At 52.5% G+C, this 25,736-nt stretch carries 28 protein-coding genes; 14 read left to right on the top strand and 14 right to left on the bottom strand.

Annotation, left to right across the window (positions count from 1 at the left end):
- Nucleotides 1–28: 28 nt before the first annotated feature.
- Nucleotides 29–637, bottom strand: a complete 609-nt coding sequence (rpsD, locus tag SynA1524_RS08435; protein WP_011128556.1) for a 30S ribosomal protein S4 — start codon at nt 635–637, stop codon at nt 29–31.
- Between the two features lie 76 nt (nt 638–713).
- Between rpsD and yidD the strand changes: the two genes are divergently transcribed.
- From yidD to SynA1524_RS08420, 3 genes are read left to right on the top strand one after another with little or no spacing between them, the layout of a single operon-like run.
- On the top strand, nt 714–992 hold the full coding sequence (gene yidD / locus SynA1524_RS08430; protein WP_502707920.1) for a membrane protein insertion efficiency factor YidD: 279 nt from the start codon (nt 714–716) through the stop codon (nt 990–992).
- Nucleotides 992–1,273: a glutaredoxin family protein gene (locus tag SynA1524_RS08425; RefSeq protein ID WP_186496799.1), complete on the top strand. Its 282-nt coding sequence runs from the start codon at nt 992–994 to the stop codon at nt 1,271–1,273. Before yidD ends, SynA1524_RS08425 begins: the two co-directional genes overlap by 1 nt.
- A gap of 25 nt (nt 1,274–1,298) precedes the next feature.
- Nucleotides 1,299–2,801, top strand: a complete 1,503-nt coding sequence (locus SynA1524_RS08420) for a UDP-N-acetylmuramoyl-L-alanyl-D-glutamate--2,6-diaminopimelate ligase (protein ID WP_186499581.1) — start codon at nt 1,299–1,301, stop codon at nt 2,799–2,801.
- Between the two features lie 38 nt (nt 2,802–2,839).
- Here SynA1524_RS08420 and SynA1524_RS08415 read toward each other — a convergent pair whose 3' ends face one another.
- Complete coding sequence (locus SynA1524_RS08415) at nt 2,840–4,021, bottom strand: aminotransferase class V-fold PLP-dependent enzyme (protein WP_186496798.1); 1,182 nt, start codon at nt 4,019–4,021, stop codon at nt 2,840–2,842.
- Between the two features lie 71 nt (nt 4,022–4,092).
- Between SynA1524_RS08415 and SynA1524_RS08410 the strand changes: the two genes are divergently transcribed.
- A complete protein-coding gene (locus SynA1524_RS08410; RefSeq protein ID WP_186496797.1) occupies nt 4,093–5,259 on the top strand; it encodes a site-specific integrase in 1,167 nt (388 codons plus the stop codon).
- Nucleotides 5,260–6,642: 1,383 nt separating this feature from the next.
- On the top strand, nt 6,643–7,113 hold the full coding sequence (locus tag SynA1524_RS08405; RefSeq protein WP_286188543.1) for a fasciclin domain-containing protein: 471 nt from the start codon (nt 6,643–6,645) through the stop codon (nt 7,111–7,113).
- Nucleotides 7,114–7,910: 797 nt separating this feature from the next.
- On the opposite strand, the gene SynA1524_RS08400 is transcribed toward SynA1524_RS08405, so the two are convergent.
- The gene (locus tag SynA1524_RS08400) at nt 7,911–8,252 is read right to left on the bottom strand and encodes a hypothetical protein (RefSeq protein WP_186496795.1); all 342 of its coding nucleotides are present in this window, start codon (nt 8,250–8,252) and stop codon (nt 7,911–7,913) included.
- 681 nt (nt 8,253–8,933) lie between these two features.
- On the opposite strand from SynA1524_RS08400, the gene SynA1524_RS08395 reads away from it, so the two are divergent.
- Together SynA1524_RS08395 and SynA1524_RS08390 are read left to right on the top strand one after the other, a co-directional pair.
- Nucleotides 8,934–9,758, top strand: a complete 825-nt coding sequence (locus SynA1524_RS08395) for a hypothetical protein (protein ID WP_222930479.1) — start codon at nt 8,934–8,936, stop codon at nt 9,756–9,758.
- Between the two features lie 60 nt (nt 9,759–9,818).
- Nucleotides 9,819–10,100: a tetratricopeptide repeat protein gene (locus tag SynA1524_RS08390; RefSeq protein ID WP_186496793.1), complete on the top strand. Its 282-nt coding sequence runs from the start codon at nt 9,819–9,821 to the stop codon at nt 10,098–10,100.
- Nucleotides 10,101–10,167: 67 nt separating this feature from the next.
- Here SynA1524_RS08390 and SynA1524_RS08385 read toward each other — a convergent pair whose 3' ends face one another.
- Both SynA1524_RS08385 and SynA1524_RS08380 read right to left on the bottom strand, forming a co-directional pair.
- The gene (locus SynA1524_RS08385; protein WP_186496792.1) at nt 10,168–10,365 is read right to left on the bottom strand and encodes a hypothetical protein; all 198 of its coding nucleotides are present in this window, start codon (nt 10,363–10,365) and stop codon (nt 10,168–10,170) included.
- A gap of 210 nt (nt 10,366–10,575) precedes the next feature.
- A complete protein-coding gene (locus tag SynA1524_RS08380) occupies nt 10,576–11,010 on the bottom strand; it encodes a hypothetical protein (RefSeq protein WP_186496791.1) in 435 nt (144 codons plus the stop codon).
- Between the two features lie 475 nt (nt 11,011–11,485).
- Between SynA1524_RS08380 and SynA1524_RS08375 the strand changes: the two genes are divergently transcribed.
- Nucleotides 11,486–12,160 carry an ion transporter gene (locus tag SynA1524_RS08375; protein WP_286188542.1) on the top strand — a complete coding sequence of 225 codons (675 nt, stop codon included), beginning with the start codon at nt 11,486–11,488 and terminating at the stop codon, nt 12,158–12,160.
- A 304-nt stretch (nt 12,161–12,464) separates the two neighbouring features.
- Here SynA1524_RS08375 and SynA1524_RS08370 read toward each other — a convergent pair whose 3' ends face one another.
- The 3 genes from SynA1524_RS08370 to SynA1524_RS08360 form a co-directional block, all read right to left on the bottom strand.
- Nucleotides 12,465–13,151, bottom strand: coding sequence for a hypothetical protein (locus tag SynA1524_RS08370; RefSeq protein WP_186496789.1), 687 nt, complete (start codon nt 13,149–13,151; stop codon nt 12,465–12,467).
- A gap of 797 nt (nt 13,152–13,948) precedes the next feature.
- The gene (locus SynA1524_RS08365; RefSeq protein WP_186496787.1) at nt 13,949–16,828 is read right to left on the bottom strand and encodes a S8 family serine peptidase; all 2,880 of its coding nucleotides are present in this window, start codon (nt 16,826–16,828) and stop codon (nt 13,949–13,951) included.
- A gap of 227 nt (nt 16,829–17,055) precedes the next feature.
- Entirely contained in the window at nt 17,056–17,304 is a 249-nt protein-coding gene (locus tag SynA1524_RS08360) for a DUF1651 domain-containing protein (RefSeq protein ID WP_186496785.1), read from the bottom strand.
- Nucleotides 17,305–17,695: 391 nt separating this feature from the next.
- Here SynA1524_RS08360 and SynA1524_RS08355 point away from each other — a divergent pair, with 391 nt between their 5' ends.
- Nucleotides 17,696–18,121 (top strand): hypothetical protein, encoded by a 426-nt coding sequence (locus SynA1524_RS08355; protein ID WP_186496783.1) that lies wholly within the window; start codon nt 17,696–17,698, stop codon nt 18,119–18,121.
- Nucleotides 18,118–18,828 (top strand): DUF4079 domain-containing protein, encoded by a 711-nt coding sequence (locus SynA1524_RS08350; RefSeq protein ID WP_186496781.1) that lies wholly within the window; start codon nt 18,118–18,120, stop codon nt 18,826–18,828. The genes SynA1524_RS08355 and SynA1524_RS08350 overlap by 4 nt, the downstream gene beginning before the upstream one ends.
- On the opposite strand, the gene SynA1524_RS08345 is transcribed toward SynA1524_RS08350, so the two are convergent.
- Both SynA1524_RS08345 and SynA1524_RS08340 read right to left on the bottom strand, forming a co-directional pair.
- A complete protein-coding gene (locus SynA1524_RS08345; RefSeq protein WP_186496779.1) occupies nt 18,813–19,103 on the bottom strand; it encodes a gamma-glutamylcyclotransferase family protein in 291 nt (96 codons plus the stop codon). The genes SynA1524_RS08350 and SynA1524_RS08345 overlap by 16 nt on opposite strands.
- A 13-nt stretch (nt 19,104–19,116) precedes the next feature.
- A complete protein-coding gene (locus SynA1524_RS08340) occupies nt 19,117–19,362 on the bottom strand; it encodes a NifU family protein (RefSeq protein WP_011128549.1) in 246 nt (81 codons plus the stop codon).
- A gap of 79 nt (nt 19,363–19,441) precedes the next feature.
- Here SynA1524_RS08340 and SynA1524_RS08335 point away from each other — a divergent pair, with 79 nt between their 5' ends.
- The gene (locus SynA1524_RS08335; protein WP_186496777.1) at nt 19,442–20,950 is read left to right on the top strand and encodes a malate:quinone oxidoreductase; all 1,509 of its coding nucleotides are present in this window, start codon (nt 19,442–19,444) and stop codon (nt 20,948–20,950) included.
- Between the two features lie 3 nt (nt 20,951–20,953).
- On the opposite strand, the gene SynA1524_RS08330 is transcribed toward SynA1524_RS08335, so the two are convergent.
- Nucleotides 20,954–21,280 (bottom strand): DMT family transporter, encoded by a 327-nt coding sequence (locus tag SynA1524_RS08330; protein ID WP_011128547.1) that lies wholly within the window; start codon nt 21,278–21,280, stop codon nt 20,954–20,956.
- An 83-nt stretch (nt 21,281–21,363) separates the two neighbouring features.
- Here SynA1524_RS08330 and lepA point away from each other — a divergent pair, with 83 nt between their 5' ends.
- Nucleotides 21,364–23,184 (top strand): translation elongation factor 4, encoded by a 1,821-nt coding sequence (lepA, locus tag SynA1524_RS08325; RefSeq protein ID WP_186496775.1) that lies wholly within the window; start codon nt 21,364–21,366, stop codon nt 23,182–23,184.
- 16 nt (nt 23,185–23,200) lie between these two features.
- Here the strand turns inward: lepA and SynA1524_RS08320 are convergent, their stop codons facing one another.
- Nucleotides 23,201–23,677, bottom strand: coding sequence for a hypothetical protein (locus SynA1524_RS08320; RefSeq protein WP_186496773.1), 477 nt, complete (start codon nt 23,675–23,677; stop codon nt 23,201–23,203).
- Between SynA1524_RS08320 and SynA1524_RS08315 the strand changes: the two genes are divergently transcribed.
- Nucleotides 23,668–24,540 (top strand): ABC transporter permease, encoded by an 873-nt coding sequence (locus SynA1524_RS08315; RefSeq protein ID WP_186496771.1) that lies wholly within the window; start codon nt 23,668–23,670, stop codon nt 24,538–24,540. The genes SynA1524_RS08320 and SynA1524_RS08315 overlap by 10 nt on opposite strands.
- Entirely contained in the window at nt 24,501–24,776 is a 276-nt protein-coding gene (locus SynA1524_RS08310) for a hypothetical protein (RefSeq protein ID WP_353616553.1), read from the top strand. The genes SynA1524_RS08315 and SynA1524_RS08310 overlap by 40 nt, the downstream gene beginning before the upstream one ends.
- Nucleotides 24,777–24,795: 19 nt before the next feature.
- Here SynA1524_RS08310 and SynA1524_RS08305 read toward each other — a convergent pair whose 3' ends face one another.
- On the bottom strand, nt 24,796–25,014 hold the full coding sequence (locus SynA1524_RS08305; RefSeq protein WP_222930521.1) for a hypothetical protein: 219 nt from the start codon (nt 25,012–25,014) through the stop codon (nt 24,796–24,798).
- A 21-nt stretch (nt 25,015–25,035) separates the two neighbouring features.
- On the bottom strand, nt 25,036–25,725 hold the full coding sequence (trmH, locus tag SynA1524_RS08300) for a tRNA (guanosine(18)-2'-O)-methyltransferase TrmH (RefSeq protein ID WP_186496769.1): 690 nt from the start codon (nt 25,723–25,725) through the stop codon (nt 25,036–25,038).
- Nucleotides 25,726–25,736: the final 11 nt, after the last annotated feature.

Below are 25,736 nucleotides of genomic sequence, written 5' to 3'. Positions count from 1 at the left end.
AGCTGAGAGCTCTCGTTATGAACCGAACTTAAACCTTTCTGGAGTAGTACTCCACCACCAGCAGTTCGTTGATTTCCAGGGCAACCCACTCGCGTTCACAGCGACCGGTGACCTTGGCACTGAGCTTGGCCTTGTCCAGTTCCAGGTGGGTCGGCACGTTGGCCAGACCGGGGAACTCCAGGTTGCCTTCAGCCAGCTGTTTACTGCACTTGCGCTCGCGGATGGCGACCACATCGCCGGGTTTGCACTGGTAGCTGGCGATGTCGGTGACACGGCCATTCACGGTCACGTGGCCGTGGTTCACCAGCTGACGGGCGCCGGGCACGGTTGGACCGAAGCCGAGGCGGAAACAGACATTGTCGAGACGGTTCTCGAGCAGCTTGAGCAGGTTGGTTCCGGTGGAACCCTCCTGGGCGCGCGCTTTCTTCACGTAACGCACGAGCTGACGCTCGGAGACGCCGTAATTGAAGCGAAGCTTCTGCTTCTCTTCGAGACGGATCGCGTATTCAGAGCGCTTGCGACGGGCTTGGCCGTGCTGACCGGGGGGATAGGACCGCTTTGCGGCCTTCCGGGTGAGACCGGGGAGGTCTCCCAAGCGCCGCGTGATCCTCAGACGAGGGCCGCGGTATCGAGCCATGGATGGGAAGGTAGAGGTTGGATTCGTGCCGGGCTTGGCCATGCTGGAACCGGATCAGTCCCAGGTGACGCCGCAAGTGCACGAACCAGCCACTGTATCGGTCAGCCCATTGGGTTCCGTACTCGCTGCGATCAACGCCGCGCTGGCCTGGCTGATGCTGGCTGGAATCAATTTCTACAGGCGTTTCATTTCGCCGCTGATCGGTCCCCGCTGTCGCTTCACCCCCACCTGCAGCGCCTACGGCCTGGAGGCGATTCAGCGGCACGGCCCTTGGAGGGGTGGTTGGCTCACCGTGAAACGGCTGCTGCGCTGCCACCCCTTCACCCCCTGCGGATGTGATCCGGTGCCGGACTGATGCAGGTGTTGGTGCTGTACAGCCGCCAGGGCTGCTGTCTCTGTGAGGGGCTCGAACAACGATTAATGGCCCTCAACCTGGCTGGGCTTGGGATCACGCTGCAGGTGATTGACATCGACGGCCACGACTTACCCACCGAGCTGAAGGGCCGATACGACCTGGAGGTGCCGGTGCTGGTGGCCCAGGGCCGGGAGCTGCCACGGGTGTCACCGCGGTTGGCCGGTGAGGGCCTGTTCAACTGGTTGCAACGGACCCTGTCCAACCCTGCTGGATCGGCTTAGAACGAGCCGAGTTGTGGCCGATCGGATGGGTCAGTCGTTGCATGACCTGCTGCGGGATGTCGGCCTGGATGTGCCTGCCGGTCTGGTCGATCCCCAGCTCATGTCCATCACCAGCGATTCGCGCCTGGTGGGTGAGGGATCGTTGTTTCTGGGCCTGCCGGGGGAGCGCGTTGATGGCGGTCGTTTCTGGAGGCAGGCATTGCAGGCAGGTGCTGCCGCTGCTGTGATCGGACCTTCCGCCGCGCAGGAGCTGCCTCCCGCCGCCGATCAGCCGGTGTTAGTGCTGCGCGAGCCAGTGGCGCGCAGCATCGGTGAATTAGCGGCTTCCTATTGGGGGCATCCCTGCCGCCGGATGGCACTGATCGGTGTCACCGGTACCAATGGCAAAACCACCACAACACACCTGATCGAGCATCTGGCGGCTCGAGTTGGTCAGCCCACCGCCCTGTTCGGCACCTTGGTGAACCGTTGGCCTGGCCACAGCATCACGGCCACCCACACCACATCGGTGGCTGATCGCCTGCAAGCCCAGCTGGCAGAAGCAGCAAGTGCCGGCAGCCAGCTGGCGGCGATGGAGGTGAGTTCCCACGCCCTTGTTCAGGAGCGGGTGGCGGGGTGTCGCTTCGCGGGGGCTGTGTTCACCAACCTCACCCAGGACCACCTTGATTACCACCGCACGATGGAGGCCTATTACAAGGCCAAGGCGCGTCTGTTCACGCCTCCCCTGCTGGACGGGGACGGACCTTCGGCGGTGGTGAACAGCGATGACCCCTGGGGGAGCCGTCTCGCCGAGCAGCTGGGGGGTCGTTGCTGGCGCAGCTCCTTTGGAGACCCGCAAGCGGAGCTGCAGATGGTCGACCTCGAGATGACCGGACAGGGCGTCCATGGACGCTTGCTCAGTCCCGCCGGATCCGGCGCTTTCTGTTCTCCGCTGCTGGGGCGCTTCAACCTGATGAACCTGTTACAGGCGGTGGGCGTACTGCTGCAACGGGGTCTGCCCCTGGAGCCGCTGCTGGAGGCTGTCGGCAGCTTTCGGGGCGTGCCTGGTCGGATGGAGCGGGTGGTCGTGAACGGTGCTGAAGCTCCCGCCTTGCCCACTGTTCTTGTGGATTACGCCCATACTCCTGATGGTCTTGAGAATGCCCTGGCAGCGTCTCGGCCTTTCACCGATGGTCGGCTGGTCTGCGTGTTTGGCTGTGGTGGCGACAGGGATCGGGGCAAGCGGCCTCAGATGGCAGCCATTGCTGCTCGCCTGGCGGACCGGGTGGTGGTCACCTCCGACAACCCGCGCACGGAAGATCCCGATCAAATCCTTGCCGATGTGGTGGCGGGGATCCCCTCCGGTACCGACCTGAGCGTGAAGCGCGATAGGGCCACGGCGATCGCGGAGGCCATTGCTGATGCGTCAGCGGCGGACCTGGTGTTGATCGCCGGCAAAGGACATGAGGACTATCAAATTCTCGGTACCGAGAAAGTGCACTTCGATGATCGGGAAGAGGCGGAGCAGGCCCTGAGAGGACGACCGTAAGTGGCACGAAATAGGTGAAATATCAGTAAAATATGTTTTCAATATTGTGCAATCGCTGTGGTCAGTGCCTTGGTCTCAGCCTCTGTTGTGGTCACGTGGGTGCAGGCGCGCAGGCAGCTGGGATCCGCCAGGCCGCGGATCCACAGGCCCTGTTGTCCGAGCTGCTGCACCACCTCTGCAGGGGCTGCGTCATGGCGCAGTTGAAAACTCACCAGGCCGCTGGCGGGGGGCACCTGCAGCAGCGGCGTCAACCCGTCCAAGTTGTTCAAGGCCTGCCAAAGCGCTTCACTGCGCGACTGGATCCGAACCCAGCGTTCGTAACTCGTCCCCTCCTGATCCAGTAGATCAAGCGAACAACGCAGACCGGCCATCAGGGGCACGCAACTGGTGGCCACCTCAAAACGGCGGCTGTCGTGATGAAACGGATCTGAGCTGCTCAGGTCTGCCTTGCTTTCATCCCGCAGGCTGCGCCAACCGATCACGGTGGGTTGGCCCTGTTCCAGCACCCGTTCGGACAGGGCCATGCCCCCCAGACCCTCCGGGCCGCAGGCCCACTTGTGGCCGGTGAAGGCATAGATGTCTGCGGCAGCAGCGGCCTGCTGCACAGGAATCTGTCCGAAGCTCTGGGCCGCATCCACCAGCAGGTAGGGCGACTGAGGGTGCAGAGCAAGCCGTTCCGCAACGGCGGTGATGGGCATGATCTGACCGGTGTTCCAGAGCAGATGGCTCAGCACCACCAGCCGCGTGCGGGGGGTGAGGCTCTGCTCAAGAGCATCCATCACGCCCGCATCGCTGCTGGGTTGATCGCCTCGCAGCTGCTTCACCGGCAGCGTGTCGATCAACAGGCCCTCACGCCGGGCCAGCTCCACGCAGGCTGCGACAACGCCTGGGTGCTCGCAGTCGCTGATCAACAGGCGATCGCCTGCGATAAAGGGCAAACCCCACAGCGGCAGGACACAGCCGCTGGTGACGTTTTCACTGAGGGCCAGGCGATGGGGCGCCACCCCACAGAGCTGGGCAAGGCGTCTTCGGGTGCTGGAGACTTCGGCGCCGATGAACGGCCACACATCGGTGGTGAACGGACCGAGTTCCTGAATGCGTCGCCAGCTGGCCTGGATGGCCTCCAGCGATGGTGTTGGCAGGGGCCCCTGGCCGCCATAATTGAAGTAGGTCTTGTTGAGCAGGGCTGGACATTGTGATCGCAACTCGTTTGTGTCCATCTTGCTTTTTCCTGACTAGGGTGTGACTAAAGCTGTGACTAAAGGTGCCTTTTCGGAAGCATCCGACATACGTGCGTCAGGCCCGCAATGGCTACCAGTTGCAGCGTGGCGTTCCCAAGGACGTTCAGCCAGTCATAGGCAAAACGATTTGGGTTGAGGCTGCTGGATCGACCTACCGCGTCGCACAGAGGCTCTCAGCTGCATTTGCAGCAAAGACAGATCGACTGATTGCTGAGGCTCGCAATGAGGTTTCACTGACTGGCGACGAGCTAATTGATTTTGTTCCTCAACGGTTTGATCTGTCTGATCCAGAAATTGTCGAAACGCTGCTTACTGGCTGTGATGTTGAGGTTGAGGAAGGGTCGATAACTCTCGATCAAGCGGCCAGATACAGAGCGATTTTGAAGGGTGAGAAGCAGCCACCAGACCACCTGTCCAAAGAAGAGCTGATCCAGCAGGCCAAGGCACTGAAGTCACCTGCAGCACGGACGGAGATCGCTTGGAAGGCTGCCTTGGACGATTTCTTGACACACTCTGCAGTCACGTACCCAACGTCTGCTTCACGCCAACACGCCGTTGCTTATCGCTCCTCGTTGCTGTCACGTCTAAGTCCTTCAACTGTCAAAACGCGTCTCGCATTTCTTTGTGGACTCTGGTCAGTGCTTTGTGAACTACGACCGGATTGCACCCATATATTCAAGGGCTTAAATACGCGGATCAAGGTCGTTAAAGTCAGAAAACTTGATGTCACAATCACTGATCCATCACAGTGGAATGGGTCGGGTGAACAGATAGAGATTTTCAAGTTCCTTTATTTCACTGGTGCTCGACTTGCTGAGATTGCTGGCTTGCAAGCAGAAGACCTGCTTGATGACCGGATACTGATCCGACCCAATGCGTTAAGACCCTTGAAGAGCGATTCCTCTGCGAGGTCAATTCCAATTCATCCAAGATTGAAGTCTTTGTCTATTGAGATGCGCGAAAGGAAAGATCTTTTGTGGCCGGGTCAGTACCAAGGGGCGAATAAGCGTTGGGGAGTCAATCTTTCAAAGCCGTGTAGGAAAATAGTTGGAATAACTCCCAAAGGTTTTAGAGACAGAGCGGCAACCATATTGAGAGCACATAACATGAATGAGGCTGTTGTCGTTACTTTGCTTGGCCACACACCTAATTCTATTTCTATGGCATATGGCGCTACTCCTTGGAGTGAATTGAAGCGAGCTGTGAATCTTCTCTAAGACTTTGAAGAAACAAAATGGACAAGGCTGTCCAGCATCATTCGTAAGCCTACTCAAATACTACAAAAGTTCAATCAATTTCACACTCACTAGCAATTACTTGTAATCGGGTTCAGGCGGCATTGTGAGCACGTCAAGTTGAAGCAGTCAAATCACGCAAAATGGAAGAGTGGAATGAAATGCTTGCTGAATGGCAAGACGACCCTCAAGCTGCTGCAAATCACATGGTCTTTGGTATGAATATTGACCAAAGAAGACAAGCAAGAGGTAATCCTATGACCTCAGTCCCCACCTGGGTTTAAAGCGGTCCGACACGTATACAGGGGGAAGAGAGTGGGTGTACTCTTCTTTCTGTACCTTTGGGGATGACAAACCATCCCCTTTATTAATGTCCAGGTCGAGCGCAGCGAGACGGACATTCTGTAAGTACCGCCCAAAGACAAGTAAACCAAAAGACACATTGATTTAACTTGTACTAACTCCTGGTTGATTTTGGAAACGCTTTGTGTTACTACTTATCAACTCTTTGTTTACTCGATGGACAAAATAAACAACATGTTTAATAAATAGGTTTGCTTGATCTTTTTGCCAAGCTTGAATCTGAATATCACTATGTCCATTGAAGGGACATCTTGATATTACTATTCATACTGTATGGATACAACAACCTTCAAGCGAATAAAAAACAGGAGCATTACCTGTTGGTTGTCTTAGCTAACGGAGGTGATTGGCCGTTAGCAACCATTGGGTGCACTGGTTCATCTAAATCACATGTCATAAAAAAAGCCGTCCTTATGGATGGGTATGTTTAGCTCAACGAACGTCTGGTGACCTTGCATTGGTTCAATTCCAATGGTTCGTATTGGTATTAGTCTCCTACGTCCTTCGTGATGTAGGTGAACTAATACCCAATCTTTAATCTAACATCTGATTAATCAAAATCACAATAGTCATTTATCAATGTACAATCAAATCAATAGTGATCACATCCAGAAAAGCAGAGAACAGGAGTTGTCAAACATGACTTATCAGAAAAACGAGCTTGAACAATTGGCTGACTACATCAGAAGTCAAGGTTATAAGCATCCCCTTCTACACCAGACAAAGGTACTAAGAAAGTGAAGCACGCAAGAGAAATTACGCCAAGAGTCTTCGATCAGATCTGCAGGGTTGACAGGTAGCAACTGCATCCTGTCAATTCTGTAGGTTTTATCTTTTCGTGCCCCGCCTTCTCTTTCTATGGCTCACTGAAACCAGAGCCAAGCCAGGATGTCTCACCGAAGAGACCGGTGCCTTGTTAAGATATATGGACTTTGATTCACGCAAATGTCAGTTCTCCATCACACGCTTCGTTTAGGGGCTGCCGCATTGTCCCTAAGCCTGTTGACCTCTACGAGCGCTTTCGCAGGAGGTCATATGGGTGATAAGGATCACACCATGCCCTCCATGGACATAGTTGACACGGCTGTTACTGCGGGCAGCTTTGAAACCCTAGCGGCAGCGCTTGGTGAGGCTGGATTAGTAGGAGCACTCAAGGGTGAAGGTCCTTTCACCGTTTTTGCACCAACAGATGAGGCCTTCGCAAAGCTTCCTGATGGGACAGTTGCATTGTTGTTAAAGCCTTCAAACAAAGAGAAATTAACTGATATCCTTACGTATCACGTTGTTGCTGGAAATGTAAAAGCTGCAGATGTCGTCAAGTTGTCTAGTGCTGAAACACTCAATGGTAAGTCAATTACAATCAAGACAAAAGATGGAATGGTTTTTATTGACCACTCCACAGTCACAAAGGCAGATATCAAAGCTACGAATGGCACAATCCACGTGATTGATACTGTATTGATCCCGGAGTGATCATCTATAGGACGACATTTGTTACAGCAAGTATCAAGAAGCAGCTGTCTCTGCAGTAAGCTGCCTTGTGATCGGGAATGCATAGGTAGCACCGATAAAGCACTCGATCAGCAAGGTATTAACAATTGTAGTCTTGATGTCTGAGAAATTAAATTCAATAACCGTGTCAGGACAGTCATTGAGTGCCAGTCCTGTGGAGCCACAACGTACGTCAACGCAGGAATAGACACCATGACAGCCAAGGCTGCCATGGAACGCACCTGCAAGGTATGTAGCCCACCTCAGAACCTTCCAAGTAATCAAGGTTGGTGGCTGGAGTTTGGTCTTGATAAGAATCCTGGAGTTTATGGACCGATGCCATGGCTACGAACTGGCCGTAGGTATCGCATGGAGGAAGCTAGACGCATGGGAATGATGGCCTGGGTTTGGCACGATGAGTATGAGGAGGACCGTAAAGGTGTTCAACCACAATCATCAATAAACAATTAAAACCAATCTATCAGTGTCAAATTATTTAGATCAACTACGTGAAAAAGTCAGGCTCAAGCAAATGGGATTGAAAGAACCAAAGAAACAACCTTCAGGTCTACCTTCTATCTATGATCACATCAATACAAATACCAAGGATTCAAAGAAATGAATGAACCAATGTCTGACTCCTACAAACGAGAAGTAGAAGAGTTCAAGAAGTGGGCTGACAACTCACTGGGAAGGTGTGAGGACTTCAGGAATGGTGTGTCTCCACGTCCTAGATATGAACGACCTTATGAACCTCCAATGTCGGTCGGAATGGTCAATCACGATGTGAACTCCTTTACAACGGTCATAACGGCTTGAGCGTCATGACCTTTACGGAATTGGTTAAACAGATCGTTACCAGTGGTACTTCCTTGATGGAGAAGCTCCATTGCTCTAGCGAACTGGTATCTTGTGATGTCTTTGGGGTCGACGTTGGTTCGGATCTCAGTCCACTTGCTGACCGCATTTGGATCAGGCATTAATGCCTTAGCCCACTTCCGAAACTCAAAGCGCATCCACTGATTGGCTTCGTAGGTAAGACGCCACTCGCCATTAAGCCACTCGTGTACCTTCTCCCACTCAATGCGACCAAGAAACTCTTGTTCAGTGGTAGCTGCCACATCACTGGCGCTGTATCCGTAAGCGAAATCCTCGAACTCTTGAGATAAGACTTCGTTGGTCTTTAGGCTGTTTGTTATCTCAGCATTAATTCCTGTAGATCTAATCGAAGCCAGCTCTTAACTGCAGCAGCGTTCTGATCTGGAGTTGCAGTCTTGTCATCCTTCAGTACCAACTGGAGGTGCCATTCAGCCTGAAGGGTTTCGACTTTAATGTCCATTGACTTGAACGATTAGTTGGCAGTTGAATTAATAGCCCTTTTCAAAGATACATGCATTTACTGGCGTCCGCCTCGCTTGCAAATAACAACCTTATTGTATCACATTCTATGATCACAAAATAAAAATGAACCAAGAACCAACACCGAAAGAAGCTCTTGACCGATTCAGGTCAAGCAATCAAACAAAAGCTACTGAGATCAAGCCAAAATAATCTGAGCTGGCTTTACCAAGTCTTCTTGATGTGCTTGAGCATCTGAAGGGCGCACGCTAGTTACAGAAACTAACATGACTACCTTAGATCCCTTGCTTTGACTGGGATCTGCCTCGCTTGTAGTCAATAAGCAAAGCAAATCACACGACTTTGATCAGCCAAAAGCTTTTGCTCACCTACTGCGCGTTAGTTTCTATGACTAACGTGCTCTTTTGCGGGTGCTATAACTATTTCAACGATTCATCCAATCGATGACACCTGGTAGAAACGTATCCGTACAAGAGCTTCTCGAGCATCTTGCTTCAATTAAAAATGCAAGTAGTCAGCAAGCTTTTAATGAAATACGTGACAACCTTCAGAGGTTAGGGATATACGATCTATTGCTAGACGCTGAGGAGAAATACAAGGAGTTCTGGGACCACCTAGGGGACATCAAGATCATTGAAATGTTTGAGCAAATCGACCTTGATTCAAAGGAGATTAACTCTGCTGAGCATAAGGAGATTTTTAGCTTAGAGAGCAAGCCATATCTCAACCAGCAAACTAATGTGTACAAAGCCTTTGCTGCCTGGCATCTGCATAACATTGAGTCGGGTCAGAACGAACCAGTCTTTACGCCAGACCAGCTGCGAGGGATGGCTGATCGTTCTTACTTACAGTTAGAGGAGGAGATTGAATCTGAGGATTCCAATAACGTCCTGACTGATCCTGAGACGGCTGGAGAAGATCTCAAGTTCGCAGTCCGTGCTGATATCCTCCGATTGCTGGATGTGATCGAAACGCTTCGGGTTCTAGACGTCGAGATGCCAGCTCAGGTCATCTCTTGCTTCCTATTCATAGCCAGTCGTCCTGACGGTTGCACTACAGCTGAGATGCAAGAGGAGCTAGGTCTTACGGCTGCCAGCATGTCGCGCAACACAACGTGGCTAACTGGTCAGCACCGGAGCAATCCGGATCGAGGACTGAACCTGATCACCAAGAAGGTATACGAACCAAACAAGCGGCTACGTTACCTGCGACTTACACAGCAGGGACGCAACCTAGCCAATAAGTTGTCCACTCAACTTAATGGCTAAGTTTGCCTTCACTATGTGACCTGCTTACTATGAATCAGCTCAGTAGTTCAACCGACGCCAATGTCACGCCGAGCTTTTGCCATTGCTGCGGCACTGTCTGTACTTGCACTTGAATCTCCGTTTATTACTTTCAATGCAAACCCATTGCCAAGGCAGTATTTCAATCAAGGAGTAAAGAAATATGAGGCAGGCAATTATCGAGGAGCAATTGATGATTGGAGTAAGGCAATAGAGATTAATCCTCAGGATGCAATTGCCTACAATAGTCGTGGTATTGCCAAGGATAATTTAGGTGATTATCAAGGAGCAATTGCTGGTTTCAACAAGGCAATAAAGTGTTAGGGATTGGTTCTATAATGCTACCTTCTATTACTGAAGTCCAAAATAGTTTTTGGCTCGTTGAAGCCACTCATTTGTCTTTTTTGTGTTGCTCGGCTCGTCGCTTCAGGTTGTCAGCTATTTCTTCATGTTCCTTGACATATTTATCGATTTGTAATGCAGGTGCATATTTTTGCTGTATCTGATTAAGGCGACCTCGCATTTTTAGCGCCCACCACAGTGCTGCCCCTGCCGACCCAGAACTCAAGGCAACCAGTAACCAGCTCATCGAGCTACCCATAGCTTTGACTATTCTGACAGGGTCATCGACTCATACCCTTGCCGCGCCGGTCGGCCACGTCTGCGCTGTTCACGCGATGTCCATAGACAAATTGATATAAGGAAGCCAATCAATGTGGCAAACCTCTTATCAACCAGGACTCATAGACAAAGAAAAGAAGAAAGAAGGTGGCGATACCGCCGACGAGGAGTTTTCCGTTCATTGGTCCTCCTCTGGTGGCAGCGGTCGTTCTCTACGAAGCTTCTCTGTCCATCTCTCAATCAGCCGTTGAAACAGCCAACCCTTTTCTCGTCTCCATATTTCTTCTCGCCGACGTCTTGCTTGACGTTCTTCTTTGTTATCCTCAAAATATTTACTCCACTCCGGTGGTTCATATCCATGGATTTTCATATATGTCGCGCGTAAATTATTGATCAGCTCCGAGTAATCAAGGCTTGTGAAACCGATTTCTTGAGTGAGCCAGCAGATTTCAGCCAGACTTTGCTTAGGAGTGTAAGGACCCCAAACTTCAGTCTTGCCGGCTGGGATGCAGTAGCTGCAGTGTTGCTGAAGCAGTTCTCGCAGTGCGTAATTCTCTTCAGGCTCAGGGCCGTAGTTGTTTTCCTTGAAAGCGACTAGATAGAGTTGAGCCATGTTTTTTAGAGCTTTGACTCCAGAGTCGAATCTTGATTACTATTTTATTGTATTAGCTTCCTCAAAAATTTCAAGAAAATATTTCTGAGTGGTCATTACGTATTTGACTGCACCTCACTTGCCCAGGTCAGCAACGTGTAGCAGTGTTGGTCGCTGACATAGGAGAAGAGCTGTCAGGTCATACAGACGCATGAGGTCCTGGCTTACTTCAGACCATCCACAAGGTCCCATTTCTCTTCCGTTTAGATCGAACTTGCGTCCAGCACACCTGTTCTGCATCTGCTTCAGGTGTTTGGGTCAAGGGGGGGGGGATCTGGCGAAAGTGATGCTAGTGGCGCCGAACGATGAGTTACAGCAAGATAAGGACTGGCAAAGTCCAGTTGTCGTGCACACTCTCCGAGAAAAACTCTTCCACTCGTTGAACTCTGCGGACGAGCAAGGAAGGGCGACTAATGCCGTCAAGGCAATAGGTCTGATGATCGTCTTGTCCATTGGAGTGGCGATCATCGCTACGGAACCTGTTATTCGATCATCACTGGGAGATTTACTCGTAAAAGCTGATGTCGCGTTATCAATAATCTTCCTGATCGAATATGTAGCGCGACTCTGGGTCGCTCCACTTAGGGACGGAGCAAGAAGAGGCATTCAAGGTGCTTTGGACTACGCCATTACGCCTTTGGCAATCCTGGATCTAATTGCAATCGCACCAACCATCTTTGGTCTCATCTCCCCTGAACTGTATTTGCTCAGGATTATTAGACTGACGCGGATCGGAAGAGTAGGTCGTTCAAAGCGTTTTCGGAAAAGCATCAAGTATTTCAACCAAGCACTGACTGCCAAAAAAGAAGAACTTCAAATTTCCGCAATTTATTCGGGAGTTGTTATTTTTATTAGTAGTGTATTAATGTTTTTAGTGGAAGGGCGTGTACAAGAAGAACAGTTTGGATCAATACCAAGATGCCTGTGGTGGTCTGTAGTTACAGTGACGACAGTTGGATATGGGGACACCTATCCCATAACAGCACTGGGGAAACTTGTGGCAGCATTGACTGCCATATGCGGGATCGCTGTGATTGCAATCCCAATCGGCATTATCTCGGCAGGTTTCACTGAGTTTCTGGGATCGGAGATTTCTAGAGAAGATCCTTGAATGCCGTTAAAGCATTAAAAAACTCTTCTGCAATTTTTCTTTATTTGAGCCATACAAGGGATCTCAAAGAATAATAAAAATTTCTTAGAGGTCTTTACGTATATACGAAGGAGCTGATTGACCCCCATACCCCGTCGTTCTAAGGCTCAGCAGAGGGACCCAGACAGCCTCTACAAGGTATCCAAAATACAAAACAAAGGGATTCCATCACGGAAGGATCTAGCAATCAATAAAGACTCGTATGGCGTCTCTCTTCGGGATGTCACGGACTAGTGCTCAACTAGTTACTAGTTCAATGACTTGGTCACAAAATCAAATCTGCCGAATCAATATCGACACTCCCCTTTATTCGAGCCACTTCAATGTCATTGGAATCACAAATATAGGTTCGTTTTTTCCAGTATTCCCAGGAGAAGTCTCCACTAATTCCACTTAGGTCTAGCTTGTCTTCAAAGATTTTAAAATCTTTAATGTAAGCCCGATAGCCATCCTTGAGAATAAACGTGTCTGAGCCACTACCACCTTTTACAACATCGTATTTACCTTTTTTCCATAAACCAGAATCAATGATGTGATCGCATTCCTTGCCATCAATCTTATCAGCGCCTTTGTAGCCGAATATTTTATCTGCACCATTGCTTCCTTTTAGCTTGTCTTTCTTGTTGCTTCCTTCAATGATATTCATGCCATTCGAATTATCTTGTTGATCATTTTGAGGTATCGAAAAGTCTTGGCCAAAACTCTCAGCTTCACTAACCGTTACGCTGATATCTGAATTTTTAATTTCTTTCCAATTATCATTGTATTCGCAGGTAGAGTAAAATTTATTTTTAAATTGCCATAGCCCAGTATTTGTGCCATTAATATTTTCTAATGCAAGCAACTGCCATTTTTTGCTTTTTCTAGAATGAGTTCCGTCAGGTGTTAGTACATCAAACGTGCCGGAACCATTTGCATTTTGCGCATAATAAAGCCCATTATCATCTATCAAAAGATGTGTATCACCATCCTTCTCTACATAAGTACGATCTGATGTTGTCGGAGTAGGTGTTGGTGTCGGAGTAGGTGTTGAGTCTGAGCTATTTCCTGAGTTGTCGATGACTATTACATTGGACCCATCGTCATCGTAGTTGCTATCATCTTCATAGTAATAGTCGTCGCCGTAGTCAATATTATCTTCATAGTAATAGTCGTCGTCGTAGTCACTATCGTCTTCATAGGAATAGTCATCAGTATTAGTATCAGAAGTAGGTGTTGGTGTTGGAGTAGGTGTTGAGTCTGAGCTATTTCCTGTGTTGTCGATGCCAATTATTAAGTTGTCGTTGACAATTACATTGGACCCATCGTCATCGTAGTTGCTATCATCTTCATAGTAATAGTCGTCGTCGTAGTCACTATCGTCTTCATAGGAATAGTCATCAGTATTAGTATCAGGAGTAGGAGTAGGAGTAGGAGTAGGAGTAGGAGTAGGTGAGGGTGAGGGTGTGGGTGTAGGTGAGGGTGTGGGTGTAGGTGAGGGTGTGGGTGATGGCTGCGCATAACTGTCTTTAAAAAGATCGTCTAATTCTTGCTCCGAGTAATTATCTGAATTAATCGCAATATTTGGTCTGCTGTATCTATTTGTCTCGAAAAGGCCTGAAAGAAAATTCCATCTAAAATCAATATCTTCTGGAGTTGTCTGCCTGAAGACGTATAATATATCTATTAACTGGCAGTCGCTAAGGCAAAGAACAGAAGGAAGAACAAAATAATGCCAATAACGAGATGTTGATCAGAGATTTCCTAATCTCAGATGAACTCAATTGCTTGAGATAGTGATTCGAGATTAGCATTCTTCCTGTCAAAAAGAATAAATTTGGCATCCCACCAATCAATCTCATCGGCACTATCAATACTCAATCCGTTGGCAGAGCCATTTTCATTGTAATATAGAATATCATCGTAGAGAATGAATGAAGTGCTGCTCTGTGCAATTTCGTAAACCCCTTCTATAGACCTCGCTGTTGCAAGAGCGTTATCATATTTATTAAAGAAAGCGGAATCGAATAAAAGTTTGTCACCAGTCAAAGGGTCAAACTCACTAAGCCAGTATGATGAAGAGTCTAATTTTTCTACACCATTTCTATTGACACGATAAGAAGGAGGAATGTCGAAGACCAACAAGTCTGAACCCATGCCAATTCTGATTATGTCAAATATATAAGCTTGCTCATAATATCTTTGCACCTCAATTATGTCGTCTTCCCAGGTACCTCTAATGTTTCCCTTTTTTCTTGGAATAGAAGACTCCCTGGCTAGCTCTAAATAATCAGAAGTGTTTTCAGAAGTATTGGGCTCTACGGATTCACGAGTCTCTCCACCTTCAACTTCAACGTCTTCAGGATTAGTCTTTTTCACCAGGACTGATCCACCTTCGTGCTCAATTATTGAATGCTTTTTCTTTTTGGAAATAATGAATTCTCCATTGACTTGAATTGAATCTCCTTCGTCTGAGTCATAATCTTTAACTATGTCTCTACCGTAAAGACAAATAAAGAGATCTTTTCCTCCCTTGCCTTTAATCTTGTCATTTCCAAGTCCACCGTTGAGTATGTCGTCTCCGTTGCTACCTGTGATTTTATCGTTCCCATCCATTCCATAAATACTTGCATTTATGGATTCCGCTTTAAGTTTGTCGTTGCCTTGTGTACCACGCACCATATTGATTTCTTCCGCTGGAGTTGTCTCAGGTGTCGGTGTTGGCTCAGGTGCAGGAGCAGGAGTTGGCTCAGGTGCAGGAGCAGGAGTTGGCTCAGGTGCAGGAGCAGGAGTTGGCTCAGGTGCAGGAGCAGGAGTTGGCGCCGGAGTCGTTCCAGAAGCAACAAAAGTTCTAGCTAACGTAAGGGCTGAGTTCAGATCTAGATAGTTACCATCTTCTACTAAAGTGTTAAGTTCACGATATTTGACTGCACTCTCTGTGAGAATTTCTTCAATATCAGCAGGAGTGAAATTGTTATTCTCTGCTTTAATTAATGCAGCAGCTCCGGCAACAACTGGGCTTGCCATGCTCGTGCCACTTAAATCAACGTACGCTGAATTTGTGACTGTGCTTAAAATTCCGCTACCTGCAACTCCATCCAAATTTCCACCTGGTGCTGCAATCGTGACAGAAGATCCATAGTTTGTATACCATGACTTTTCGCCTGTATTTGTAACAGCAGCTGTTGAAATGACACCGTCTAAAACACTGCTAAAAGCTGCTGGGAGTGTTAGATGTATGCTGTTGTCGAGATCATCATTTCCAGCTGCGATTACGACTGTGCAATCATTATCAACAGCATACTTTAATGCTTCATAGTAGCTTGCGTATCCATTGGGATCTACAATACGCCATTGGTCAATTGTTGAGTATTGATATGTACCCCCCAATGACATGTTAATTACATGTGCGCCATTATTGACCGCATAGTAAATAGCTTCAATCAGATCCGAAGTGTAATAATTATCGTATCCACTAAAAACATCTAAGGACATCAGCTGTACGTCCCAGGCAACTCCTGCTACACCCCTGCTATTATTGCCTTTTGCACCAATTGTTCCGGCTACATGTGTTCCGTGGTCATCAGGAATTACGTAGGGTGAATTTGTGACGAAATTCCAGCCGACCAAGTCATCTACATAGCCATTTCCATCATCGTCTATTCCATTTCCGAAGATCTCGTCCGAATTAATCCAGATATTTTCTTCAAGATCTGGGTGGTCAGTTTGTATGCCTGTATCTATGACAGCTACAACGATTTCTGACGCATTTGTTCTGTAGCTCCATGCTTCAGGAGCCATAATGTCTTGATCGTCAATTCCACCAGCTTGTCCTGTATTGATTAAGTGCCACTGACTTGGAAATAGAGTGTCATCGGGTAATACAGCGCTTTCATAATAGCTAACACTATCAAACCCCACGCTGAAACTTGAATCTGAATTGTAGCCATCTAAATCCTCGTAATGTGAAATCTCTAGAATGTAATCTCCAGGGACTAGTCCTTTAAATAGTGTTTCATCGGAGCTGCCTTCTTCTTGTGCCGTAGCAATGTTTTCGTACTCGTTAAGTACGCCATTGTATTTGAAAAGAGTAATATCTAGGTCGTCGGTAAAATCATACAAATCAAAATATGTGTATATAGTCTGTGCTCCGCCAACATTGAAGTAAATGTCGTAGAAACCTCCAGGCGCTACGGATGCTTCTAAGAAACTATTTTCATTGACTGAATGTTGTCCCCATTCGTAAATATTTCCAGAAGTTTCGTCAGCCGATGCAGCATTCTCGTAGTAGGTAACACTATCGAATCCCACGCTGAAACCTGAGTCTGAATTGTATCCGTCTAAGTCTTCGTAGTGTGAAATTTCTAGAATGTAATCCCCAGGAACAAGCCCTTGAAATAGTTCTTCTTCTGTGCTCCCTGCTTCTTGCGATTTTTTAATACTGTCATACGCTTCCGTCAATTCATTATACTTGAAAAGGTCTAGGTCTAGATCGTCGGTAAAATCATACAAATCAAAATATGTGTATATAGTCTGTGCTCCACCAACATTGAAGTAAACGTCGTAGACGCCTCCAGGCGCTACAGATGCTTCCAGATAGTAATTCTCGTTTGCCGAATGTTGTCCCCACTCGAAGTAATACTCGGACATTTCAACTGAAAAATCATCTTTTTATCCTTAGCATATTACTTTTGTAATTGCAACATTTGATAAAACTGCTTGTCTTCAGCACTACGACTGCTTGTCTTCAGCACTACTACGAGTCGGTGTGTATGTGCAAATCTCTCATCAATTCCTACCTATCGAAAAACAACAACAATTTCTGAGAGGTCATTACGGATTACGAAGTAGCTGATTGACCCCATACCCCCGTCGCTCTAAGGCTCAGCAGAGGGTCCCCAGACAGCCTCTACAGGCTTCCATCCCACTCGCAGCAAGTCTCTCCAAAGAGCTTCTGCAACGTCCCTGCGCAGCCATACACGGGTCTTCAGGAGTGGTGGCTCGCCTGGAATGGGGACGCCTGTATCGACAAAGACCTTGGGGTCTCTGATCCAGCTCCTCTCGTCTCGATGGAACCGCTTGGTTTCTTTGGTCGCCGGATCTTGAATGAAGCCCTCTGACCCCATAGCCTGACATCAGTACATACGTACCAATATATGTCTGGTAGCTGGGTCTGCTCAAGCTTTCAGCAGCATCTGCTCAAACAACGCCTGAAAACAGCTGGCGCGACTGGTCCTCAGGACTATGGAGTCCAAATTCTGTGACTAAAGGTGTGACTAATGCTCTCAACGCTATTCTCTAAAAGCCGTTGTGCTGCAGTAGATCTAGGCTTGTCAGAATGGTAGTGCGTCCTAGTTGAAGTAGGTCTTGTTGAGCAGGGCTGGACACAACTCCCGAAACGCCATCTGGCAGACACCGCTGGATCTGCTGAAACTAGGGGAGTTGTGCACTTTTCACGGTCTGGAGATGTCTCAGCAGCCTCAGCCGCATCATCCGCTTCTAAGAAGTGCACTCTGGATGAATGGAGCGGCTCCTCTGCGCCATGCCCTGGGGCCCTATCCAGGGGCCTTGATTTCGCTCAATCTCTTGGCGGCCCTGTTCAGCCATGCGCATTCAGATGCCTCGATGCGCATCCTCCATGGATACAGCTCCATTGGGTTGATACCCGGTCTGCTGACCTGTGGCCTGGCCGTCAGATTGATGCTGAAGGATCGTCAACGTGCCAAGTTTGCGCTTGCCGTGATCTGGTCCCTGATTAACGGCATGCTGCTGATTGTGAATACCTGGATCGCTTTCCAGGGGATGGGAATTCCCAACGGCAATTTCTTTCATCTGGCACTGGCTGCGGCGATTGCCATCAACTTGCGCTTGGCCTGGCGCATCAAGCAACGCCCAGTGTCTTTCGGAACGGTCTCTGGCCGAGACCTGTGGAGAACCCCATGACCACCAGCGACTGGCTCTGGATCCTGCATCCGGCCCTTGCGGTGGTGCTGGTGTATCCCCTGCTTGGGGTGGTGGTGCGACTGGCCTGGCAAACGCGGCAGCGGCGGTTGGCCGGTGTGAAGCATCCGGTCACGGTGGGCCGCGATCACAGCGATCTCGGCCGTTGGCTTGCAGCGGCTGTGGTGCTGATCGTGCTCGTGCCCCTCACTGTGGTGATCGGCACCAAAACCACCCCAGCTGAGTTCGCCGGTGGGGCCTGGCGGGCTGCGCAACTGCTGATGGTGTTGGTGGGCACCGTGGCCAGCCTGGTGGCCTTGCTCCGCTGCAAGGCCGCATCCCTGCGTCTTGCCTTCAGCCTGATCACCTGGATCGGTGTGCTGAGCCTGGGCGCCCAACCAGAAGTCTGGCGATTGTCGGATAACCCCTTATCAGCGGCCTTCTGGCAGTCCCACTACTGGTCCGGCGTTGGCGTCACCGGACTGATGCTGTTTTCCCTCGGTGCCAAGCCAGAAATTCTGAAGGACCAACGGCTTCGTCGCCTGCACATCACTGCCTCGGTTCTGGCTGCGGTGCTGTTTCTGGGCCAGGCCATCAGCGGCAGCCGTGATCTGTTGGAAATTCCCCTGAGCTGGCAGAAGCCGGCGGTGTATTCCTGCGATTTCGCAGCCAGGGAGTGCCCTCCCGTGTTGGTTCAGGAGGCCTCGTAAACCCAGACCTCTCTTCCGTCGATGAGCTCCCGTCGGCAGCGTTGGTAGACCCTGGGCACCTCCTCCCAGGCATCCAGTGCCAGCCAAAAGGAGTCAGGGATCCGATAAACCTCACCCTCCACCTGAGTAGAGCCGGCCCGCAACATCGGATATCCGTCAAATTCGATCAGGTCGACCTGATCCAAGGCCCCTCCCGCCTCGGCAAGGGCCCCGAGTACCAGTTGATGAGCGCTGCCGCCGGCTTTGAGGCTGCCGTAAACGAACAGGCGATCCACGAACAGCCCTGGTTCAGAGCACCTGTACCACTTCGCTCACCTCGGGGATGGACTCACGCATCTTGCGCTCGATGCCCATCTTGAGGGTCATAGTGCTGCTGGGGCAGCTGCCGCAGGCGCCCTGCAGCCGTACCTTCACGATCGGCCCATCCAGTTCCACTACTTCAACGTTGCCGCCGTCGGCCATCAGGAAGGGCCGCAGCTCATCGAGCACCTTTTCCACGTTCTCCAACGTCAGGGCCATGGTTTCGGTGCTCATCGGGCTCAGGCAAGGATCAGCTCGCCAAGCCTACGGAGCGGCCCCATAGGGTGACGAGAGCGGTTATCACCCTTTCTCGGTGCAGCAGGACGGCTCCTTCAGCGCAGACGCTCGCTTCGATGCCGTGCTGGTGGGCGCCGGAATCATGAGCGCCACCCTGGCGGCACTGCTGCATGAGCTGGATCCAGGGCTGCGGCTGCTCCTGGTGGAGCGTCTGGAAGGTCCCGCCCGGGAGAGCAGTGCGGCCAACAACAATGCCGGCACGGGTCATGCCGCCAACTGCGAGCTGAATTACACCCCGATGCAGGCCGACGGCACCGTGGCCACGGCCAAAGCGGTGGTCATCAACGCCGGTTTCGAGCGCAGCCTGGAGTTCTGGGGCTCCCTGCGGGAACGCGGCGAGCTCGACACCAGCACTTTCCTGCATCAGGCCGCCCACATCAGTGCGGTGTGGACACCGGTGAACATCGCCTTTCTGCGGCAGCGTTTTGAGCAGTTGAGTGAGATTCCGGCCTTCGCTGCGATGCGTTGGAGCGAGGAGCGCACGGAACTCACCGACTGGATGCCGTTGGTGATGGCAGGGCGGGATCTGAAGCAGTCAGTGGCGGCCACTAGGATCGAGCGTGGCACTGATGTGGATTTCGGCGCCCTCACCCGCGCCTATCTCGAGCCGCTGCAGCGCAGCGGTGCGCTCTGTGTGGAGTACGGCACCCAGGTGCGTGATCTCAAGCGTCTGCGCCGGGGTGACATGAGGGAGGCCGATTGGCGGGTGATCCTGCAGGGTCCCTCCGGCAAACGGGAGGTGCGGGCGCCGTTTGTGTTCCTGGGGGCAGGCGGTGGCGCCCTGCCGCTGCTTCAACGCTCCGGCATTCCGGAAGCGGATGATTTCGCAGGCTTTCCGGTAAGCGGTCTCTGGTTGGTGTGCGGTGATGCCCAGCTGGCGGCCAAGCAGCGGGCCAAGGTGTATGGCAAGGCGGCGGTGGGGGCGCCACCGATGTCGGTGCCTCATCTCGATACCCGCTGGATCGATGGTCAGCGCTCACTGCTGTTTGGTCCCTTTGCGGGATTCAGCAGCAAATTTCTCAAGCAGGGGTCGCTGTTCGATCTGCCGGCTTCCGTGCGGCCGACCAATCTGCTGCCGATGCTGCAGGTGGGCGCCACCAACATCGAGTTGGTGCAGTACCTGATCAACCAGCTGCGCCAAAGCCCTGAAGAACGCCACGACGCGCTGCAGCAGTTCATGCCCACGGCCCGTTCGGAGGACTGGAGCCTGTCGGTGGCGGGCCAGCGGGTGCAGATCATCAAGCGCAGCAAACAGGGGGGACGGCTGCAGCTGGGCACGGAGGTGGTGGCCTCCAAGGATGGTTCGCTGGCGGCGTTGCTGGGGGCCTCGCCCGGAGCCAGCACAGCGGTGACGATCATGCTGGAGGTGCTGCAGCGCTGTTTCAAGCAACAGCTGGAAAGTGCCTCCTGGAACGAGCGTTTGCAGGCGTTGTTGCCGAGCATTCACGGCGACCCGGTTCAGGATCCTGCGTTGCTGCTGGCGATGCGTCAGCGCAGTGATGCCCTGCTGGACCTGAAGGGCTGAGTCCTATTTGGCCAGATTCACCAGCACCACACCGGCGGTGATCAAGCCGATGCCGATCAGTTGGGTTGGATTGAGCAGTTGGCCGTAGGCGAAGCGGCCCACCAGCACGATCACCACGGTGCCGATACCGCTCCACAGGGCATAGGTGATGCCCAGGGGAATGCTCAGAACCACTTTGGAGAGCAGAGCCATGGCGATGGCATAGGCCAGAAAAACCAGCAGGGTCGGTACGGGCTTGGTCATGCCCTCCGACAGGCGCAGGCAGGAGGTGCCGATCACCTCAGCACTGATCGCCAGCAGCAGCAGGGTCCAGGGATTGCTCAGAGACATCGGTGGTTCATCGGCACTGGTGACCCCTCCTTAGGATTGGTTCAACGAAGAACCTTGGACCCGAGACGGGATTCCGCTGCTGCATGACCGACGCCCCCGTCTCACGGATCCGCAACTTCTGCATCATTGCCCACATCGACCACGGCAAGTCGACCCTGGCTGATCGGTTGCTGCAGGACACCGGCACGGTGGCCAACCGGGACATGCAGGAGCAGTTCCTGGACAACATGGATCTGGAGCGGGAGCGGGGGATCACGATCAAGCTCCAGGCCGCGCGGATGAACTACACCGCGGCCGATGGGGAGGAGTACGTCCTCAACCTGATCGACACCCCTGGCCACGTGGACTTCTCCTATGAGGTGAGCCGCAGCCTGCAGGCCTGTGAAGGGGCGCTGCTGGTGGTGGATGCCAGCCAGGGCGTGGAAGCCCAGACCCTGGCCAATGTGTATCTGGCGCTGGACAACGATCTCGAGATCATTCCGGTGCTGAACAAGATCGATCTGCCTGGGGCGGATCCGGATCGGATCAAGGAGGAGGTGGAGGCGATCATCGGGTTGGATTGCGACAACGCCATCCCCTGTTCGGCCAAGACCGGCCTTGGTGTTCCTGAAATCCTGCAGGCGGTGGTGGATCGGGTGCCCCCACCGAAGGATGCGGTGGAGGAACCCACCAAGGCGCTGATCTTCGATTCCTATTACGACCCCTACCGTGGCGTGATCGTTTATTTCCGGGTGATTAGCGGCCGGATCAACTGCAAAGACAAAGTGCTGTTGATGGCCAGCAAGAAGACCTATGAGCTCGATGAAATCGGGATCATGGCGCCGGATCAGAAGAAGGTGGATGAGCTCCACGCCGGTGAGGTGGGCTATCTGGCGGCTTCGATCAAGGCCGTGGCGGATGCCCGCGTTGGCGACACCATCACCTTGGTCAATGCGCCGGCGGATGAGGCCTTGCCCGGATACACCGAGGCCAAGCCGATGGTGTTTTGCGGTTTGTTCCCCACTGAGGCCGATCAATATCCGGATCTGCGCGATGCCCTCGACAAATTGCAGCTGTCTGATGCGGCGCTGAAGTACGAGCCGGAAACCAGCAGCGCCATGGGCTTCGGCTTCCGTTGTGGCTTCCTTGGTCTTCTGCACATGGAGATCGTGCAGGAGCGGCTTGAGCGTGAATACGACCTTGATCTGATCGTCACCGCGCCATCGGTGATCTACAAGGTGAACATGATCGATGGCTCCGAAGTGATGGTGGACAACCCCGCCACGCTTCCCGATCCGCAGAAGCGCGAATCGATCGAAGAGCCCTACGTGAAGATGGAGATCTATGCACCGAATGAATACAACGGTGCGTTGATGGGCCTCTGCCAGGAACGGCGTGGTGAGTACATCGATATGAAATACATCACCACTGACCGGGTCACGTTGATCTACGAATTACCTCTGGCGGAGGTGGTGACCGACTTCTTCGATCAGATGAAGACGCGCACCCAGGGCTATGCCTCAATGGAATACAGCCTGATTGGTTACCGCAAGAACCAGCTGGTGCGCCTGGATGTGTTGATCAACGGCGAGCGGGCCGATGCCCTCACAACGATCGTTCACCAAGACAAGGCTTACAACGTGGGCAAAGCGTTGGTGGAGAAACTCAAGGAACTGATTCCTCGCCAGCAGTTCAAGATTCCGATCCAGGCCTCGATCGGTAGCCGCATTATTGCCTCCACAAGCATTAGCGCTATCCGCAAAGATGTGCTCGCCAAGTGCTACGGCGGCGATATCTCCAGGAAGAAGAAACTGTTGAAGAAGCAGGCCAAGGGCAAGAAGCGGATGAAGGCCATGGGCAAGGTGGATGTGCCACAGGAGGCCTTCATGGCGGTGCTGAAGCTGAATGATGGCGGGGGGAGTTGAACACTTTCAATAAATTTCAAAGTGACGCATTGCTGTTCTCTTGCTGCTGTCCATCGACGTCCACCAGCTTTTGAAGTCCCACCACCCGTTCAGGGTTGAGCTCCATTGAGGCCCGGATGGCCCGATCGGAGATCGCCAGGTGATCGCTCTCCGGCAGCACCAGAACGCCATCCGTTTTCTCCAGCCAGAGGCTGGTGCGCATGCTCGAGTGCAGCAGCAGCTCCTGCTGCACAACCTTGGGATTGCCTTCCCCTTTCACCAGACACATCTGGATGGAGTCGGCGCTCCGACGCAACTCCCGCTCATCGTTTTGGATCAGGTTGCGTTGTCCGATCCACAGGCCTACCCCCGAAGCTCCTGTGAATCCAATAGAGACCGCGAGATAGGTGGCCAGTTGTAGCTGCCCCTGAAGACTGCCGAGCAGGTGCCGTCGCCAGGATCGCGGAGTTGTCCATCCCCCATTCCCCCGTTCCTGGAGGGATGATGCACCCATTGATTGGAAGCCTGGTTTTGAGCCTCAGCCTTTCCACACGGATGGCCCGTTGGGGGCTCGTGATCGTGGGCATTTATGGCCTCATCGCTCTGATCACACCGTTGCTGGTGGCCTTGAGTTGGTTGCCCGATGCCAATGCTGGCCTTGCCAATCCGATCTATGTGCCCCCCAACTTTGAGCACTGGTGCGGCACGGATCGCCTGGGGCGCGATGTCTGCATGCGCACCATGGCCGGCAGTGGCGTGGCCCTGCAGGTGGTGCTGCTGGCGGTGGGTCTGGCCCTGCTGGTGGGTGTTCCCCTTGGGATGGTGAGTGGCTACATCGGCGGCGCTGTGGACCGTGTGCTGGTGCTGTTGATGGACACGCTCTACACCCTGCCGGTGCTGTTGCTCTCTGTGGTTTTGGCCTTTCTGCTGGGCAAGGGCATCCCCAATGCCGCTGCTGCCCTCTGTGTGGTGTATGTGCCGCAGTACTTCCGGGTGGTGCGCAACCAGACGGCTCAGGTGAAGAGTGAGCTGTTTGTGGAAGCCGCCCGCACCCTCGGGGCAGGGCCGTTGTGGATCCTGCGCCGCTACCTCTTCCGCAACGTGATCACCTCGGTGCCTGTGCTGCTCACCCTCAACGCAGCCGATGCTGTGCTGGTGTTGGGGGGCCTGGGCTTTCTGGGCCTTGGGCTTCCGGAAACCGTGCCCGAATGGGGTGGAGACCTCAATCTGGCGCTGGCAGCCGTGCCCACCGGGGTGTGGTGGACCGCTCTGTTCCCAGGGTTGGCCATGTTCATCCTGGTGCTGGGATTGTCCTTCCTGGGCGAAGGCATCGAGGCATGGGTGAGCGGCGCGGAGAACCGACCGACGTCAAACTGACGGCAGCGATTTTTCACGCCATGCCCTGGTGGATCAGCCTGTTGTTCCTGGCGATCTCCGTGATGCTGTGGATGTCAGGCCGCAACAATCCTGACGATGTGATCGGACTGCTGGAGCGGTTCCTGGCAGCACTGCTGATCGTTGTGGTGGTGTTGGTCAGCCAGAACCTGCTGCTGGAAAGCGTGGCTCTGGTTGCGGCCCTGCGCTTGCCCTTGGCGTCGCGATCAAGCCACTGATGGTTCAGTGACTGATGATTCAGCGGCAGGAGGGGGGCTTCACCTCACGGATGGAAATCCTGCAGGAGCTGGGGAACAGGGCATGGGCTGCCTCCACTGCCTGGCCGAGATCGACGGACTGCAGCATCTCCTCGCCCCATTCCTCGCCGCAGTGGTAGGTCACGGCGTAGTCGTGCATTGCTTTGTCGTCCATTCCTGACAATTCGCTGATTCGGTTATGGCTCAGCAGCGCCTCCATCGGCAAGGGGGCGGGCGGATATCAGCAGCGCAACTTCACGGTTCGGGGCAGCTCTTCCAGCAGTTCTCCCTTTTCATTGAGTTCCAGGTAAGGACGACCCTGCTCTCGGCACCAGGCGGCCACTTGCGGATAGGCCCACTCGAACAGAAGCCTTGCGTAGTGATCTGCTGACAACCCCTCCCCCTGGGTTGGCGCTGTTCCGGCCGCCTGGCGCTGTCGCAGTGCTTCGAACAGCAGGGTGGCCGTGGCGACCGAAACATTAAGGGACTGCACCATGCCCCGCATCGGGATGAACAGTGCCTCATCCATCAGATCCCGGGCTCGATCGGTCAGGCCCCATTTCTCCGCCCCCAGTACGAAGGCAGTGGGAGCGGTGAAGTCACAATCCCGGTAGTCCTTCGCTTCAACCCCCAAGTGGGTGCCGTAGATCCGAAATCCCTCTTTTTTGAGTTTGCTGATTGCGGTCTCGATGTCTGGATGGTCGTTAAGGGGCACCCATTTCTGACTGCCCTGGGCGGTGCTGTTGAAGGTGCGCGGTCGTCCCTGCAGGCTGACGATGTGAGCTTCAAGAGCACCAACCGCATCGCAACTGCGCAGGATGGCGGAGAGGTTGTGGGGCTTCTCCACATGCTCGAGCAGCACCGTCAGATCTGCCATGCGATGGTTCAAAACGGATTTCAGCCGTTCAAACCGTCTGGGCAGAAGGGGCATATCTGAGTTGA

Source organism: Synechococcus sp. A15-24, assembly GCF_014280195.1.
Classification (GTDB): domain Bacteria; phylum Cyanobacteriota; class Cyanobacteriia; order PCC-6307; family Cyanobiaceae; genus Parasynechococcus.
Note: the sequence above shows the minus strand (reverse complement) of the source record. Positions and strands in the feature narration are given on the sequence as shown.